Origin of the sequence: Chryseobacterium sp. 22458, from assembly GCF_052044975.1 — a bacterium.
Lineage (GTDB): Bacteria > Bacteroidota > Bacteroidia > Flavobacteriales > Weeksellaceae > Chryseobacterium.
On sequence record NZ_JBQEOA010000004.1, the window covers coordinates 519,261 to 536,877 of the forward strand.

At 38.0% G+C, this 17,617-nt stretch carries 12 protein-coding genes; all 12 read left to right on the top strand.

The genetic code is table 11. The annotated features are described in order from the left end of the window. The first annotated feature begins 323 nt into the window (after positions 1 to 323). The 12 genes from ACTJJF_RS16695 to purH all read left to right on the top strand — a co-directional run bounded on the left by ACTJJF_RS16695 (position 324) and on the right by purH (position 17,582). Positions 324 to 3,167 (top strand): SusC/RagA family TonB-linked outer membrane protein, encoded by a 2,844-nt coding sequence (locus ACTJJF_RS16695; protein WP_312299434.1) that lies wholly within the window; start codon positions 324 to 326, stop codon positions 3,165 to 3,167. A 13-nt stretch (positions 3,168 to 3,180) separates the two neighbouring features. Beyond that, positions 3,181 to 4,773, top strand: a complete 1,593-nt coding sequence (locus tag ACTJJF_RS16700; RefSeq protein WP_312299432.1) for a RagB/SusD family nutrient uptake outer membrane protein — start codon at positions 3,181 to 3,183, stop codon at positions 4,771 to 4,773. Between the two features lie 21 nt (positions 4,774 to 4,794). After that, positions 4,795 to 5,898: a SusE domain-containing protein gene (locus ACTJJF_RS16705; RefSeq protein ID WP_312299430.1), complete on the top strand. Its 1,104-nt coding sequence runs from the start codon at positions 4,795 to 4,797 to the stop codon at positions 5,896 to 5,898. Positions 5,899 to 5,978: 80 nt separating this feature from the next. Then, complete coding sequence (locus tag ACTJJF_RS16710) at positions 5,979 to 8,135, top strand: glycoside hydrolase family 97 protein (protein ID WP_440700364.1); 2,157 nt, start codon at positions 5,979 to 5,981, stop codon at positions 8,133 to 8,135. A 208-nt stretch (positions 8,136 to 8,343) separates the two neighbouring features. After that, complete coding sequence (locus ACTJJF_RS16715) at positions 8,344 to 10,203, top strand: glycoside hydrolase family 13 protein (RefSeq protein WP_440700365.1); 1,860 nt, start codon at positions 8,344 to 8,346, stop codon at positions 10,201 to 10,203. A 6-nt stretch (positions 10,204 to 10,209) separates the two neighbouring features. After that, a complete protein-coding gene (locus ACTJJF_RS16720) occupies positions 10,210 to 10,731 on the top strand; it encodes a nuclear transport factor 2 family protein (protein ID WP_440700366.1) in 522 nt (173 codons plus the stop codon). A 13-nt stretch (positions 10,732 to 10,744) separates the two neighbouring features. After that, positions 10,745 to 12,127 (top strand): MFS transporter, encoded by a 1,383-nt coding sequence (locus tag ACTJJF_RS16725; protein WP_440700367.1) that lies wholly within the window; start codon positions 10,745 to 10,747, stop codon positions 12,125 to 12,127. A gap of 482 nt (positions 12,128 to 12,609) precedes the next feature. Next, a complete protein-coding gene (locus tag ACTJJF_RS16730) occupies positions 12,610 to 13,338 on the top strand; it encodes a pirin family protein (protein WP_440700368.1) in 729 nt (242 codons plus the stop codon). A gap of 92 nt (positions 13,339 to 13,430) precedes the next feature. Further along, a complete protein-coding gene (locus tag ACTJJF_RS16735) occupies positions 13,431 to 13,982 on the top strand; it encodes an NADPH-dependent FMN reductase (RefSeq protein WP_440700369.1) in 552 nt (183 codons plus the stop codon). A 283-nt stretch (positions 13,983 to 14,265) separates the two neighbouring features. Beyond that, positions 14,266 to 15,258, top strand: coding sequence for a phosphoribosylformylglycinamidine cyclo-ligase (purM, locus tag ACTJJF_RS16740; protein WP_079241169.1), 993 nt, complete (start codon positions 14,266 to 14,268; stop codon positions 15,256 to 15,258). A 99-nt stretch (positions 15,259 to 15,357) separates the two neighbouring features. Beyond that, positions 15,358 to 15,921 (top strand): phosphoribosylglycinamide formyltransferase, encoded by a 564-nt coding sequence (gene purN, locus ACTJJF_RS16745; protein WP_440700370.1) that lies wholly within the window; start codon positions 15,358 to 15,360, stop codon positions 15,919 to 15,921. A 143-nt stretch (positions 15,922 to 16,064) separates the two neighbouring features. After that, positions 16,065 to 17,582, top strand: a complete 1,518-nt coding sequence (gene purH / locus ACTJJF_RS16750; protein WP_440700371.1) for a bifunctional phosphoribosylaminoimidazolecarboxamide formyltransferase/IMP cyclohydrolase — start codon at positions 16,065 to 16,067, stop codon at positions 17,580 to 17,582. Positions 17,583 to 17,617 lie beyond the last annotated feature (35 nt).

The following is a 17,617-nucleotide window of genomic DNA, read 5'->3' on the forward strand; positions in this document are numbered from 1 at the left end:
AAGTTTTGACTGCAAAGATAAGGATTATCTCTTGAATACCGCTCTTTGTGGACTTATTATAGGCAAGGTTCGTATTTTTTGGTCTTCAATATGAAATTAAGTTAAACGATTGTTTAACTTTTTGTTAATCTGAATTAAATATTATGCAAAGCATAGCGTCGTGTAAATTATTGGAGTGTAAATAATTAACTAAAACCCGTTTCGTAATATACATAAATTTATTATAAATTATATTAAAATTATAATAATTCTAATTTTTTTATAAATTGCAAAACTGGCTTCATGCCAGAATATGACTGAAACGAAACTATAAAAATAAGATTGTGAAGAATTTTACAACGGTATTAAAAATAGCGCCTGCTTTTTTACTGGCCAGCACAGTAATGCATGCGCAGAAACAAGACAGCCTGCCTAAGGAGAAAAAAATCGAAGAGGTGGTACTGATCGGGTATGGTGCTAAAAAGAAGTCTGATCTGACGGGGTCTGTAACTGCAGTTTCTGAAAAAGACTTCAACAAAGGAGCTATTGTCTCGGCAGACCAGCTGATCAACGGTAAAGCTCCGGGTGTGAGAATTACCAGTGATGGTGGAGCCCCGGATTCTAAACCTAATATCAGAATTAGAGGGGGAGCTTCTTTGACAGCCAATAATAATCCACTTATTGTGATTGATGGAGTTCCTTTGGATTCATCCAATCCGGCTGGGGTATCCAATCCGTTATCATTGGTCAACCCGAATGATATTGAATCATTTTCAATATTAAAAGATGCTTCTGCTACTGCAATTTACGGTTCCAGAGCTTCCAATGGGGTTATTATCATTACAACCAAGAAAGGATCTTCGGGGAAAATGAGAATTAACTATAGCGGTAATATATCTATAGGTAAGGTTACAAAAACCATTGATGTAATGGATGGACCTACTTTTGAAAGGTTCATGAATGAGTATAATCCTACTTATGCCAATATGCTGGGGGTTACAGAAAATGGAAAACAGGTCATGTACAATACCAATTGGCAGGATGAAATTTTCAGAACTTCTGTTTCTACAGATCATAATCTGAGTGTAAGATCTAATCTGTTTAAATCTATTCCGGCCAGATTTTCATTCGGATATAATAATACACAAGGAATTGTAAAAACAAATGATTATGACAGATATACAGCTTCAATGAAGTTGAATCCGACTTTGCTGGATAATCATTTGAAGATTGATATTAATATTAAAAATATCATTTCCAAGAAAAATACAATTGATGCTGAAGGAGCTATTGGCGGAGCAATCACTGCAGATCCTACAAAGCCAATATATAATGCAGACGGAAGCTATTATCAGACTTTTAACGGATATGTAATGACAGGGGCAAGAAATCCTGTAGCTGTATTGATGCAGCGTACAAGACCTGAAGAAGTGCAAAAATTCTTAGGAAATGTTGAGCTAGACTATAAAATGCACTTCCTGCCGGATTTAAGAGCAGTTGTAAACTTAGGTGCTGAATCTTCTTATGCCAAAATCCGTGAAGTATATGGGCAAAATGCACTACAGTCGTACAGACCTGTTTATCAGGGTGATGTTGCTGTAGGAGGTGTTTACAATCCTGGGTTGAATTACGGTGAAGATCAGAATATTTTCAACAGGCTTATGGATGCTTATTTGGCCTATAGTAAAAAATTTGATGATAAGTTTATCTCGAAGTTTGATATTCAGGGAGGTTACTCTTATCAGAATTTTGATAATAAAGGAAAGAAGCAGCTGTTTAATATGGATTCTCCAACAGGAATCCGTGAAGAATCTCCTTACAGTAAATATGCCAATAACTACAGAAATGTATTGAATATCCAATCCTTCTTCGGAAGAGCCAATATTGATATTCAGAATAAATATTTGTTTACTTTGAGTTACCGTGCAGACGGTTCGTCTCTTTTCCCTTCCAATAAAAGATGGGGACATTTCCCGGCAGCTGCTTTTGCATGGAAGATTAATGATGAAAAATGGATGGAGAACTCAGGTTTCTCAGAATTAAAACTGAGATTAGGCTGGGGTAAAACAGGGCAGCAGGATATCACAGGATCAGCTGGATTCTATCCATACAGTCCTCTATATGAAATCGGAGATATCAGGTATTTCTATTTCCCTAGAACGGTTTTATCAAACGGGACAATTATGCCTGAGCTGTATACGGCATTGGCTTATAACCCTAACTTGACATGGGAGAAGACAACAACATATAATGCAGGGATTGATTTTGGTACAAGAAACAGAAGAATATCAGGGTCTATTGAGTATTATCACAGAAAAACTACCGATTTATTGGCGCAGGTTCCTTTCCCTTCAGGACAGATGTTGACCAATCAGTTTATCGACAATGTAGGAAGTTTAACGAATAAAGGTTTTGAAGCTTCTTTCAACGTGACTCCTGTGAAAACACAGAATCTTAACTGGGATTTGAATGGGAATATTGCATACAACATCGGAAACGTAGATGATCTGAAAGGCAGAGATAAAGTTGGAGCTACTGAATCCTCTTTAGCATTTGCAGGAACCGGTGTGATCTTAGCACAGCATGCAGTAGGTCAACAGCCTTATTCTGCCTGGGTATATCAACAGGTTTATGACAGTGACGGAAGAGTTTTACCAGGGGTTTTTGTAGACAAAAATGGAGATGGAATTATCAATGATGCAGATAAATCTTTTGTTCCTTTAAGACCAAAATGGACATTCGGATTCGGAACATCTGTAAATTATAAGAATTTTGACCTATCAGCAAGTTTCAGAGGACAGCTTGGAGGAAAAGTATATTATGCAGCTAGAGTGAACAGAGGGTTTACTGAAGCTTCCAATCCTGTAAACAGTAATAGTTTGTATAACGTCCTTAACTTCTATGACGGAGCTGCAGATCCAAGATTTAATACCAAGGCAAGCGCAGAAGGGCTATCCGATTATAACTTACACGATGCTACATTCCTTCGTTGTGAAAATATTACATTAGGATACAGATTTGACAAGTTGTTTAAAGGTACAACATTAAGAATTTATGGTTCTGTCAATAATGCATTTATTATTACCAATAACTATGTAGGACAGGATCCTGAAAACTTCAATGCGATAGATGCCAATTTCTATCCAAGACCTAGAATATACACATTTGGAGTTAATGTTGATTTTTAAAATTTGATACACAATGAAACTTAATAAATTTAAAATTATACTATTATCATTCGCACTGATTTCTACAACTTCATGTCTGAATGAATTGAATACAGAGCCTGAATATCTTTTGACCCTGGAACAGCTACTTGAATCACAGCCTAATGCTGCAAATGGTCTTCTGGCTAAGGTATATGCATCTTTATCTATGTCCAGTGCAAAAGGACCGGGAGAAGCAGATATTACCGGGGATGATAAAGGTGAAACGGTATTTCTGAGAGGAATTATCAATCTTGAAGACTTCACAGCGGACGGAATGAAGAACAGATGGGGAGACAATGGTTTGGACCAATTGACTACAACAGCCAACTGGACAGCAGATAATAAGTTTTTCAGATATCTTTTCGACAGAGTATATTATACAGTACCTCAGGCTAATGCATTGATTGATGCTTTTGGAAAAGTAAATATTAATAATAAAGATCAGTATATCAGTGAGCTAAGATTTATCAGGGCCTTTTCTTATTTTTATATGATTGATTGCTTCGGAAAAGGTGTGATTGTTACAGAAAAGGATCTGGCAAATCCGGTTCCAAAAGGACAGTCATCAAGAAAAGAACTGTTTGATTATGTAGAAAGTGAATTGTTGGCTATTGAACCTACTATTGCAAAAACTACAGAATATGGTCATGTAAACAGAGCTACCGTACAGATGTTATTGTCAAGATTGTATCTCAACGCTCAGGTATATACAGGTACGGCAAGATGGAATGATGCGGCTACTTATGCTAAAAAAGTAATCGATGAAGGTGGTTATTCATTAGAAACTAATTATGTTAAAATGTTTTCTGCTGATAATAATACGTCATCTGAAATTATTTTTCCTTTAATTGCAGATCCTATAGGTACTCAGAGCTACGGTAACTCTACTTATATTATTAATGGAAATACAGGAGGAACTCCTTCCACACTCAACCCGGCTATTCTTGGAATTAAAGGTGACGGATGGGGAGGCCACAGAGCTACAAAAGCATGGTACGGATTATTTGGAAGCAGCCTGACAGATTACAACGGAGGAAGCTCATCTGCTGTAACGAATACTCTGGATCAGAGAGGGAAACTTTTCTGGCAGACTGGTCATGAATATGAAATGACTGATTATAAAAAATGGACAGACGGTTATCCTTCAACTAAATTCAGAAACCTGAGAACAACAGGAAGTTCTGAAGCAACTGATTTTTCAGGATCGGATTTCCCGGTGTTCAGATTAGCAGAAGCATATCTTACTTATGCTGAATGTGCTGTAAGAGGTGCATCAACAGCAAATTTAGGGCAGGCTCTGACATATATAAACGAATTAAGAACCAAAAGAACAGCGTCTCAGGTTAATGCAGGTAACCTCAGCCTTGATTTCATACTGGCAGAAAGAGGAAGAGAATTTAATCTTGAAGGGCAGAGAAGAACAGATTTGATCAGATTTGAGAAATTTACCGGGGGGGCATATCTATGGCCTTGGAAAGGTGGAGTAAAAGATGGTACCGCAATTTCTGCTAATTACAATCTTTTCCCGATTCCTAACTCAGCTTTGGCAGCAAATCCGAATCTGACACAAAATCCTGGTTATTAATCTTAAAAACAGAAATTTAAAATGAAACATTTATTTAAAATAGTAGCACTTACCCTTCTTGGTCTTTGGGTTGTTTCCTGTGAAAAAGATGATAATGTAACGCTGGATGTAACTTCAAATCCAAGTTTGTCTTCAGATGCAACCACTCTTGTGCTGACAAAAGATACGGAAGCTAACAAGGCTGTTAAGTTCAGCTGGGAAAATCCAACATTTAATACCCAGGTGGTAGTAAAAAATGCTCTTGAGATTGCCGCAGCAGGAAGTAATTTCAAGAACGCATCAAGCGTAAATGTCACTACCTTAGACAAGGCTGTTACTTATACAGTAGGAGCATTTAATAAAATAATTCTTGATGCCGGATTCTTACCTGGTAAAGCCAATGAAATTGAGGTAAGAATGAAATCTTCTGTGGGGAGTATTGTTTTATATTCCAATACAGTGAAAATGATTGTTACTCCTTATCTTACCGAATTTCCTTCTTTCTATATTGTAGGAGATGCATCCGCTGTGGGTTGGAGTGCGGGAAGTGCACAGATGTTGTTCAAGGAGGAAAATATTTCTACGATTTATACCTATCTTGAAAATGGAAAGTCATTCAGGTTTTTAGGCCAACAGGATTGGGGACCGAATAATTATAGCTTAGATACTCCTGATACGCAGGCCTCTAACAGATACTTTAAGACATGGTCTTCAAATTTAATCGCTTCACCTGCTGAAAATATTCAGTTTACCGGAACTTCTGGAATGTATAAGATTACAATTGATGCAGATCTGGCTAAAAAGACAATAGAGGCGGCTCCTTCTCCAATTAATGTCTGGAATCCTGCAAACCTATACCTTGTAGGTTCTGTGAATGGCTGGAATGCCGGAGCTGCTATTCCAATGACAAGCCTGGGGAATGGTAAATTTGAGCATACAATTGCACTTTCTGGTGAAACCCAATTGAAGTTTTTAGGTCAGCAGGCTTGGGCAGAACTTGAGTGGGGAGACATCAAAGCAGATAGCAATACAGGATATCTTGCTCCTAAAGGTGGCAATGGGAATATTAAATTAACAGGTACAGGGGTAAATTATAAAATCACTGTAGATTTAAAATTAGGTGTTTACACCATTAAACCGTTATAATAGAATTAATCTGATATAAAAGCAAAGTGCTGCTTTACCGCAGCACTTTATTTATTTTTTAAAGTTAATAAATAGTCATTATGAAGAAAATTACTGTTGGAGCACTTTTGCTCTCAATGATGTTTGTAGGGGTGAAAGCCCAATCCTTAAAGTCTCCCGATGGAAAGTTTGAAATGAATTTCCAGCTGAAAGAAGGAGTACCGTACTATAACCTGAAATATAATGGGGCAGTAGTGGTTGAAGACTCTAAATTGGGATTGAGATTATTTAAAGACACAGCCATAAAATTCGCTTCCGAAATTGCCAAACCGGAAGATGCAAAATACGACCTGAACAACGGTTTTGCAAAGATAGATGAAAAAAGAGACTCCAAAAATGAGACCTGGCAGCCGGTTCTTGGGGAAAAGAAAAATTATATCAACCACTACAATGAATTGGCACTTACGCTGAATCAGGCTTCCACAGACAGAAGCATTGTAGTGAAATTCAGATTGTTTAATGACGGTCTTGGATTCAGATATGAATTCCCACAGCAAAAGAACCTTAATTATTTTGTAATCAGAGAAGAAGATTCTGAAATCGATTTTCCTACCGATATGAAGGCATGGTGGATGGTGGCAGACTATGATTCTCAGGAATATCAGTATCAGGAAACCAAAGTTTCTGAAATTCCTGCAAAATGGACTCAGGCTGCTGATGCCAATGCATCCCAGAAACTGATCAAAAATGCAGTACAGTCTCCACTGATGCTTAAAAAAGAAGGAAAAACACCTTTATACATTAACGTAGCTGAGGCAGCTGTATTGGATTATCCGGCTTCACACCTTGAGGTAGATGCACAGAATTTTAAATTCAAAACACACCTTACTGCAGACAGACAGGGAGCAAAAGGATACATCCAGACACCATCGGTAACCCCTTGGAGAACCATCATCGTTGCTCCGAAAGCGGAAGAAGTGATGGATTCCAAAATGATCTTTAACCTAAATGAGCCTACAAAATATACCGATACCTCTTACATTCACCCTACAAAATACATGGGTGTTTGGTGGGAAATGATCATCGGAAAATCTCAATGGGCCTATTCTACAGCCGAGAACGTTCATTTGGATAAGACAGATTTTACAAAACTGACTCCAAACGGAAAACATGCTGCCAACAATACAAAAGTGAAAGAATATATTGATTTTGCAGCAGAAAACGGATTCCAGGGACTATTGATTGAAGGCTGGAACATCGGTTGGGAAGACTGGTTCGGTCACTCCAAAGAATTTGTTTTCGATTTCATTACCCCTTATCCGGATTTTGATATCAAAATGCTGAATGACTATGCTCATTCAAAAGGGATCAAGCTGATCATGCACCATGAAACTTCAGGTTCTGCAACAAACTATGAAAGATGGGCTGACAAAGCTTTCCAGACGATGAATAAATACGGATATGATGCTGTAAAAACAGGGTATGTAGGAGATATTATTCCAAGAGGAGAACACCATTATTCCCAATGGACAATCAACCATTACTATAGAATTGCTGAAAAAGCCAATGAATATAAGATCATGGTCAATTCTCACGAATCTGTGCGTCCTACAGGAGAAAGCCGTACCTACCCGAACTATATCTCTGCAGAAGCAGCCCGTGGAACGGAATATGAAGCATTCGGCGGAAATAAGCCTGATCACCAGACCGTTCTTCCGTTCACAAGATGGATGGGAGGTTCTATGGACTACACTCCGGGAATTTTCCAGACGAAATTAGACTATTACTTCCCTGGAGATAAGCGTTTTGTAAAAACCACCTTGGCTAAGCAGCTTGCCCTATACGTAACGATGTATATGCCGCTACAGATGGCAGCAGACCTTCCTGAAAACTATAAAAAGCATATGGATGCTTTCCAGTTTATCAAAGATGTGGCAGCAGACTGGGATGATACCAAGATCTTATCTGCAGAACCGGGAGATTATGTGATCACTGCAAGAAAAGCGAAAGGTACAGAAAACTGGTTCGTAGGAGGTATTACAGATGAGAACAAACGTGACTACACCGTAGACTTCTCATTCCTGGATAAAGGAAAGAAATATGAAGCAACAATCTATGAAGATGGAAAAGATGCCGATTATATCGACAATCCTCAAAGCTATAATATCTATAAGAAAGAGATTACCAGCAAATCAAAAATTAATTTTAAAATGGTAAGAAGCGGCGGTTTCGCAATTTCTATCAAGCCAGTAAAATAATTTGAAAATACACTAAGGTGCCCCGGTTTATTGATTATTCAATTGCCGGGGTATTTTATTTTCTGTCTGCTTTGATGTATTTTTTGTAAAACAGGAATATATTTAATTTTTAAGAATCTTATCAGTTCAAAAAGGTTGTGATTTTTTATTAAAATTCCGTTTCACAGTAGTTTATATGTAAAAATTTAATGCTAAATTGAACTCTATTATGAAGAAATTATTTTTAGCATTAGCCCTTTCCGTAGCTTCTGCCGCTTTTTCCCAGCAAAATTTGGAGAGAGTAGAACCGGCTTTTTGGTGGAAAGGGATGAAAAACCCTGAGCTTCAGATTCTTGTTTACGGGAAAGGAATTGCCAATAATGAGATCAGTCTTTCGGATGGGATATCCATCAAAAACATTCAGAAAGTAGAAAATCCCAATTATGTTTTTATAACGGTCAATACCAATGAAATCAATGTTCCAAAGTTCAGGATCAATATAAAAAAGAATGGGAAAAACCTCGGTAATTATACCTACGAACTGAAAGAAAGGAATCCTGGATCTGCTGGCCGTGAATCGTACACCTCAAAAGACGTAATGTACCTGATCATGCCGGATCGTTTTGCCAATGGTAACGAAAAGAATGATTCAAGTCCGGATTTAACAGAAAAAGCTGATCGTAAATTGCCCAATGGCAGACACGGCGGAGATCTTCAGGGAATTATCAATAATCTCGATTATATTCAGAAATTAGGGGCAACAGCCATATGGCTGACTCCGGTGAACGAAGATAACGAAAAAGTATATTCCTATCATGGCTATGCCCAGACCGATTTGTACAAAATCGATGCCCGATATGGAACCAACGAAGATTACAAAACCCTTTCACAGGAACTGAATAAGAGAAATATGAAACTGGTGATGGATTATGTCACCAATCACTGGGGAGTATCACATTGGATGATCAAAGATCTGCCCTCCAAAGATTGGATTCACTGGTTTAATGATGGTGAAAACGGTTTCAAAAGATCAAACTATAAAATAACTTCTCAATTTGACACCAACGCTTCTGAAATTGATAGAAAATATGCCCTGGACGGATGGTTTGATACCACAATGCCGGACATCAATCAGAAAAATCCATTGGTACTGAAATACCTGACTCAAAACGCAATCTGGTGGATCGAATATGCTGAGCTAGGAGGTTTCCGTGTAGATACTTATCCTTACAATGACAAAGAAGCAATGGCAAAATGGGCCAAAGCAATTACCGATGAATATCCGAAATTTAATATTGTAGGCGAAACCTGGCTATCTACTGCCGGTCACATTTCAGCCTGGCAGAAAGACTCCAAAACAGGGGAGGCTGCAGGATACAATTCAAATCTGCCTTCCGTAATGGATTTTGTACTGTTCAGCGAAATGCCTAAAGCCTTTCAGGAGCAAGAAAGCTGGAATAAGGGAATGATAAAGCTTTATGATGCTTTTACAAGCGATTTTCTTTACCCGGATACCCGGAATCTGCTGGTATTCTTTGAAAATCACGACACCGAAAGATGGAACGAAATCTTTAATGCAGACCCTGCTGCATACAAAATGGGACTCACATTGATATCCACTGTCCGTGGAATTCCACAAATTTACTACGGATCAGAAATTGGAATGCGTGGTAACAAGGAAAAAGGAGGAGATGCTGATATCCGCAGGGATTTTCCGGGCGGCTGGAAGTCTGATAAGCAGAATGCCTTCAATCTTTCATCACAAACTCCCGAGCAGAAAGAATTCTTTCAGTTTACACAGAAATTATTAAACTGGAGAAAAGGGAAAGAAGTGATTCACAATGGGAAAACTAAAAATTTCGTTCCTAAAGATGGGGTCTTTACTTATTTCAGATATAATGATAAGGAAAGCGTAATGGTAATCCTGAATAACAATAAAAAAGACCAGACACTGGACCTGAAATATTTTGAAGAAGCCCTGAAAGGTTTTTCCAAAGGGAAAGAAATTATTTCCGGAAAAGAATTAAACTTACAGAAAGGAATAACAATTCCTGCTAAAACTTCGTTTATCATTGAACTTGAAAAATAACTATCTATGAAAAAATTAATAGCTGTTCATACATTGATCCTTTTCTTACTTGGGTTTACCATGGTTTCAGCACAAAATCATAAAACATTTGATAAAGAAAAGGTGGAAATCAGTGCAATGCTTGATGCCTTTAATGTAGCTGCTGCCAAAGCAGATTACAATACCTACTTCAATTATTTTGCCGATGAATCTACCTTTATAGGAACAGATGCTACTGAAATCTGGGATAAAAAAGAATTTATGGTTTGGGCAAAACCACATTTCGATAAAAAGAAAACATGGAATTTTACAGCGCTGAAAAGAAATATTTATTTCAGTAAAGACGGAAAACTGGCCTGGTTTGACGAATTGCTTGATACCCAGATGAAAATCTGCAGAGGATCAGGAGTCGTAGAAAAAATCAACGGACAGTGGAAAGTGAAGCAGTATGTGCTTTCCATGACGGTTCCTAATGACGTTGTAGACAAAGTAGTTGCTGAAAAAACAGCACTGGAAGATGTGCTGATTGAGGAATTAAAAACAAAATAATCATACAACAGCAATGGCTAAAAAAATAAAACCGGAACTTTCACTTACTCAGATTATCAATATGAGTATGGGATTCTTAGGAATCCAGATGGCTTTTGGACTGCAGAATGGAAATGCAAGCCGGATTCTTGCCAATTTAGGTGCAGATGTTCATGAATTATCATGGTTCTGGCTCGTAGCCCCCGTTACAGGGCTTATTGTACAGCCTGTCATCGGACATATGGGAGACAATACATGGAGTCCGCTGGGAAGAAGAAAACCTTACTTTTTAATTGGAGCCATTCTGTGTGCAATAGGATTGGTACTACTTCCGAATGCAGCTTCCGTAACGCAGATGTTTGCTGCCAGTGCACTTTTATTGGCCGTGATTTTCCTTGCAATGATGGATGCTTCCGTTAATATTGCCATGGAACCTTTCAGGGCTTTGGTAGGAGATATGCTGCCGAAACATCAGGGAACTATAGGATTTTCAGTACAGACGATCCTGATCGGAATAGGAGCTGTATTGGGCTCTTACCTTCCGGACTGGCTTACAAAACTTGGAGTGTCCAATGTTGCTCCCAAAGGCTTTGTGGCTGATAACGTGATTTATTCTTTTTATGTAGGTGCAGGATTACTTTTGGCAGCGATACTGTATACCATCATTACAACCAGAGAATATTCACCACAGGAGTTTGCAGAATTTGAAGAAGATAAAAAAGAAACTGCGGAACCTTCTAAATTTTCAGATATATTTAAAGACTTTGCCACAATTCCGGCCCAGATGAAAAAGCTGGGAATTGTTCAGTTTTTCTCATGGTTTGCCCTGTTTACCATGTGGGTGTTTACCACCAGCGCCCTGGCAACCCATCATTTCGGGCTTTCTCCGGATGATACCCATTCAAAGGCATTCAATGATGCAGGTGACCTTACCGGTAAGCTTTTCGGAATGTACAATCTGTGGGCCATCCCGTTTGCATTTCTGTTAACTCCTATCGCCAAATGGATAGGTAAAAAGCAAACCCACGCTTTGGCTTTATTGTGTGGAGGTGTAGGGTTGATCTCAATGTACTTTATTAAAGATGTCAGCAATCTTTGGATTTCCATGATAGGATTAGGTTTTGCATGGGCCAGCATCCTTGCAATGCCTTATGCAATGCTGATTGAAGTCATTCCTCAAAGAAAAATGGGGGTTTATATGGGAATATTCAATTTCTTCATCGTTATCCCGCAGATCATCAACGGGATTTTCGGTGGTCCTATCGTAAGCAATATTTTTGGAAAAATGGCTATCGATTATGTTGTTGTGGGAGGGGTTTGCATGCTGATCGGAGCTATTGTTACCATGATATTCATCAAATCGGAAGACGAAACACCAAAAGAAATTGAAGAAGAAATCAAGCAGGTACATTTTTAATTAGAAACTAGAAACTAGAAACTAGAGGTTAGAAATAAGTAATGTGATGTGTTTTGAAATTTAATTACAATAGCATCATAAAATTCAATAGGAGCGGGCTTTAGCCCGCTTTCTCTTTCAATATTTATTGATTGGCTTTAGCCAAAACTTAAAATCTATCCTTCGTATACTTATTATTTTTTTTGATCTTAAGATTATAATAATCTCCCACAGATTTTCACAGATATCACAGATGCTTGGACTTGTTTAATCATTGGAAGAAAAAAATATCCAGTATAAAATTTTATCGTAGATAAAATCCTTGCGACTTAACAACATATTTAAAATAAAAAAATCGCATCTTTGGGTAATCCTACCTTAAATGATCCTCACTTTCTGAGCTCTCTCACCCCTTTTTTACTTCTCCAATTTCCTTTCTTAACCTACATCAACTTTTTAAACGCTCACATCCCGTACATTTGTACCATAAAATAATCACAGAAATGAAAACAGTATATCATAAAGCAGACTCAAGAGGCCATGCCAATCATGGTTGGTTAAACTCTTACCACACATTCAGTTTTGCAAACTATCAGAACAGAGACAGAATGAACTTTGGGGTTTTGAGAGTATTGAACGATGACACCGTTTCTCAGGGAATGGGATTCGGAACACATCCGCACAGGGATATGGAAATTATCTCTATTCCTTTGGAAGGAGATCTGGAACACAAAGACTCAATGGGGACCACTGCGGTGATCAGAAAAGGAGAAATTCAGGTGATGAGTGCCGGAACCGGTGTCATGCACAGCGAATACAATAAAAATAAAGATGAGGAGGTGAAATTCCTTCAGATTTGGGTCTTCCCAAAAGAACAGAATGTTGAACCGAGATACGATCAGAAAAGTATCAAAGAAGGAGAAAAAATCAACGGGTTCCAACAGATTTTATCACCGAATAAAAATGATGACGGCGTATGGATCCATCAGGATGCATGGTTCAACCTGGCCAACTTCAAAAAAGGAAACGGCAAAAACTATATGCTGAACAAAAAAGGAAACGGGGTTTATGCCTTTGTTCTAAAAGGAAGTGCCAAAGTAGGAGACCGTGTTCTTAACGAAAGAGACGGTTTGGGAATCTGGGATACTCAGAGCTTTAATATCGAAGCGGTGGAAGATGCTGAAATATTATTGATGGAAGTCCCAATGGAATTGCCTTCTTATCTTAAATAAAAAACTAAATTTGTATCCTTAAAAATTAAAGAGTGTGAAAATGCTGTCAAAATACCATGCAGCCATTTCATACCGTAAAAATAATACTACATATGAAGATTTTAGCAATAGCAGGAAGTAACTCAGAAGCTTCAATGAACAAACAGTTGGTAGCCTATGCCTCAACATTATTTGAAAATGCAGAAGTGGAGGTGATTGATTTAAATCCTTTCGAAATGCCAATCTACAAACATGAAAGAGAATTAGCAGGTGGAGTTCCGCAGGAAGCTCATGATTTTGCAGCAAAAATTGATGGCGCAAACCTATTGTTGGTTTCTTTAGGAGAGCACAACGGAACCTATTCTACAGCATTCAAAAATGTATTCGACTGGGTATCCAGAATCAAAGACAGAACTGTATGGAATGAAGTTCCTATGTTGCTGATGTCTACATCGCCAGGAGGTAGAGGTGGAGCAGGAGTTTTGGAAGCAGCATCAAAGCGTTTCCCTTTCCACGGAGGAAATGTGGTAGAAACTTTCTCACTTCCTTTCTTCAATGATAACTTTGATAAAGTTGAACAAAAAATTTCTAACGCTGAGAAAGACAGTGAATTAAAGGAAAAAGTTAAGAAGATTGCAGCCATTGAAACTATACTTGAAAAATAGAATTTGAATATTCATTTAAAATTACTATTTTTGCAAAAAGAAAAGAGATGAAAATTCAGACCTCCTATAAACAATGTTTTTCTCATAAAGGGAAAATTGTGGGCTCTGAAATTCTGAGATAAAATAACGGCCGATAATCTGCAAAGATTGTCGGCTTTTTTGTTTTCTAAATCGAATATAAAAAGTAATTGAAATATTAAAAGATAAGAGACGCCAGACATCAGGTATATAGATCGTACATAACCTGAAATCTGAAATCTAATATCTAAAAATCTAAGCAGACATGAGCAACACTTACAAATCAGCAGGAGTAGACAAAGAAGAAGGATACAAAACGGTTGACAAGATCAAAAAAGCGGTCGGTGAAACCCACAATTCCAATGTACTGAACCACTTGGGGAGTTTTGGTGCTTTCTATGAAATCGGTGGATACAAAAATCCAGTTCTTGTATCAGGAACAGATGGAGTAGGAACAAAGCTGAAAGTAGCTTTAGATACCAAAAAATATGACTCTATCGGTGTAGATTGTTTTGCAATGTGTGCTAACGATATCCTTTGTCACGGAGCAAAACCTTTATTCTTTTTAGATTATCTGGCTTGTGGAAAGCTTGATTCAGAAATCGCTGCAGAAATCGTTTTAGGAATGGTTGCTGCTTGTAAGGATAACAACTGTGCACTGATTGGTGGTGAAACTGCTGAAATGCCTGGAATGTACCAGCCTGGAGATTATGATGTTGCAGGATTCTGTGTAGGAATCGTAGAAAAAGACCAGATCATTGACGGTTCTAAGATCAAAGCTGGGAACAAAATTATTGCATTACCAAGCTCTGGATTCCACTCAAACGGATTCTCTTTAGTAAGAAAAGTATTCCCGAACTTTGAAGAAGAGTTTGAAGGAAAACCATTATACGAGACACTTTTAGTTCCTACAAGACTATACTACAAAGATATTCACAAAGTATTGGAAGAAGTAAAAGTAGAAGGAATTGCTCACATCACAGGAGGTGGTCTTTATGAAAACGTTCCTAGAATTATTCCTGAAGGGCTTTGTGCTTCTATTGACGAAACAAAAATCAGAATTCCTAGTGTTATGCTTGAGCTTGAAAAAAGAGGTGGAGTAAAACGTGAAGAAATGCACGGAACATTCAACATGGGTGTAGGAATGGTAATCGTTGTAGATGCTGAACATGCTGAAAAAGTATTGCACCTTTTAGATGACGCTTACGAAATCGGTGAAATCACTGAAGGAGCAGAGAAAATTAATTTAAAGTTTTAGAAGCTTAATCCCGCTTTCCGCTATATCTTTTTTGCCAGTGCTTTTTTACAAAGCCATTTCAAAAAAAGGATGCCGCTGCAATCGGGGCTAATTAGAAATATGAAGAACATCGTTGTACTCGTATCCGGTTCAGGAACCAATCTGCAGAGAATCATTGATACTATTGACTCAGGAGAAATCCAGAATGCAAAAGTATCTTTGGTAGTGGCAGACAGAGAATGTTTCGGACTGGAAAGAGCAAAGAATCACAATATAGAAAACATACTCATTCCGAGAGGAAAGAATTTCAGCAGTGAATTGGCTAAAGTAATCCCTGAAAATACAGATCTTATCGTATTGGCAGGATTTTTATCCATCTTAAAATCTGAATTCTGCGAAAACTGGAATGGTAAGATAATCAATATTCATCCTGCTTTGCTTCCAAAATTCGGAGGAAAAGGAATGTGGGGGATGAACGTTCACAATGCAGTCATTGAAGCCAAAGAAGTAGAGAGTGGGGCGACTGTACACTTTGTGACACCAGGCATTGATGAAGGAGAAGCTATTCTTCAGAAATCTTTTAAAGTAACCGCTGAAGATACTCCTGAAACACTGGCTCAGAAAGTTCACCAGATTGAATATGAGATATTTCCTTTAGCGATCAATAAGGTCCTGGGAAATTAATTCCTTTCCTTTGGAAGGGTGTCGAAAAGTTTTAATTTTTGACAGGAAAATAGAAAAATCTAAGTAAAATAAAAGTAAGTTCGGAGGTGAAAGACCCGGACACAGTTTGAAATAGCTGTAAAAAGTAAAAAATTGAAAGTAAAATGAGTAAAAAGAGAGTTTTAATCAGTGTTTCTGACAAAAGTGGATTAATTGAATTCGCACAGTTTTTGGAAGCTCAGAATTATGAGTTGATCTCTACAGGAGGAACGTTCAAACATTTGAAAGACGCTGGTTTAAATCCTATTCAGATTGATGAGGTAACCAATTTCCCTGAAATGCTGGACGGAAGAGTGAAAACTTTACACCCGAAAGTTCATGGAGGATTGCTGGCTGTTCGTAACAACGAAGTGCACATGCAAACTGTTCAGGAGCACGGGATTGATCTGATTGACATGGTGATCGTAAACCTTTACCCTTTCTTTGAAAATGTAAACAAAGACATTTCTTTACATGAAAAAGTAGAGTTTATCGATATCGGAGGCCCTTCAATGCTTCGTTCTGCAGCTAAAAACTTTGATTCTGTAACGGTAATCACTGATGTAGAAGACTATGCAGCAGTGAAAATTGAAATGGAGCAAAACGGTGATACGTACATCGAAACCCGTAAAAAACTTGCAGGAAAAGTATTCAACCTTACCTCCGCGTATGATGCTGCGATTTCCAGAATGCTTTTAGACGAAGAATATCCTACTTATCTGAATGCTTCTTATAAAAAAGTGGCTGACCTGAGATACGGAGAAAACCCTCACCAGACAGCAGCTTACTACGTTTCTACTTTCGAAAACGGAGCGATGAAAGATTTCGAACAGCTTGGAGGTAAAGAACTTTCTTTCAACAATCTTCGTGATATGGACCTTTGCTGGAAAGTTGTGACTGAGTTCAAAGAAGAAATGGCTTGTTGTGCCGTAAAACACTCTACACCTTGTGGCGTGGCGATCGGAACTTCAGCATTGGAAACTTATCAGAAAACATTCGAATGTGATCCGGTTTCCATCTTTGGCGGAATTGTTGCAATGAACTACAAGATTGATGCAGCTACAGCAGAAGAATTAAATAAAACTTTCCTTGAAATTGTAATGGCTCCTGAATTTGATGAAGAAGCCCTTGAAGTTTTAAGAAAAAAGAAAAACCTGAGAATCATCAAAATAGTAAACCCTGTTTCAGACAAACAGACTTGGGTGAAAGTAGACGGAGGAATCCTTGTTCAGGATAATGACCTTCACTTCTCAGATGATATCAAAGTGGTAACTGAAGTACAGCCTACGGAAGAACAGAAAAAAGCATTACTTTTCTCTCAGAGAGTCGTAAAATATGTGAAGTCTAATGCGATTGTAGTTTCCAACGGAATTCAGGCATTCGGTATCGGTGGTGGTCAGGTCAACAGAATCTGGGCGACACAGCAGGCTATCGAAAGAGCAAAAGAAAAATTCTCAGGAGATTTAGTACTGGCTTCAGATGCATTTTTCCCTTTCCGTGATGTGGTAGATTTCTGCGCTCAGGAGGGTATCAAGGCCATTATTCAGCCGGGTGGAAGTGTAAAAGATCAGGATAGTATTGAGGCTGCAAATGAGCACAATATTCCAATGATGTTTACAGGTGTAAGACACTTTTTCCACTAATTAAAATAGAATTAAAAAATAATTAGGGATTGTAT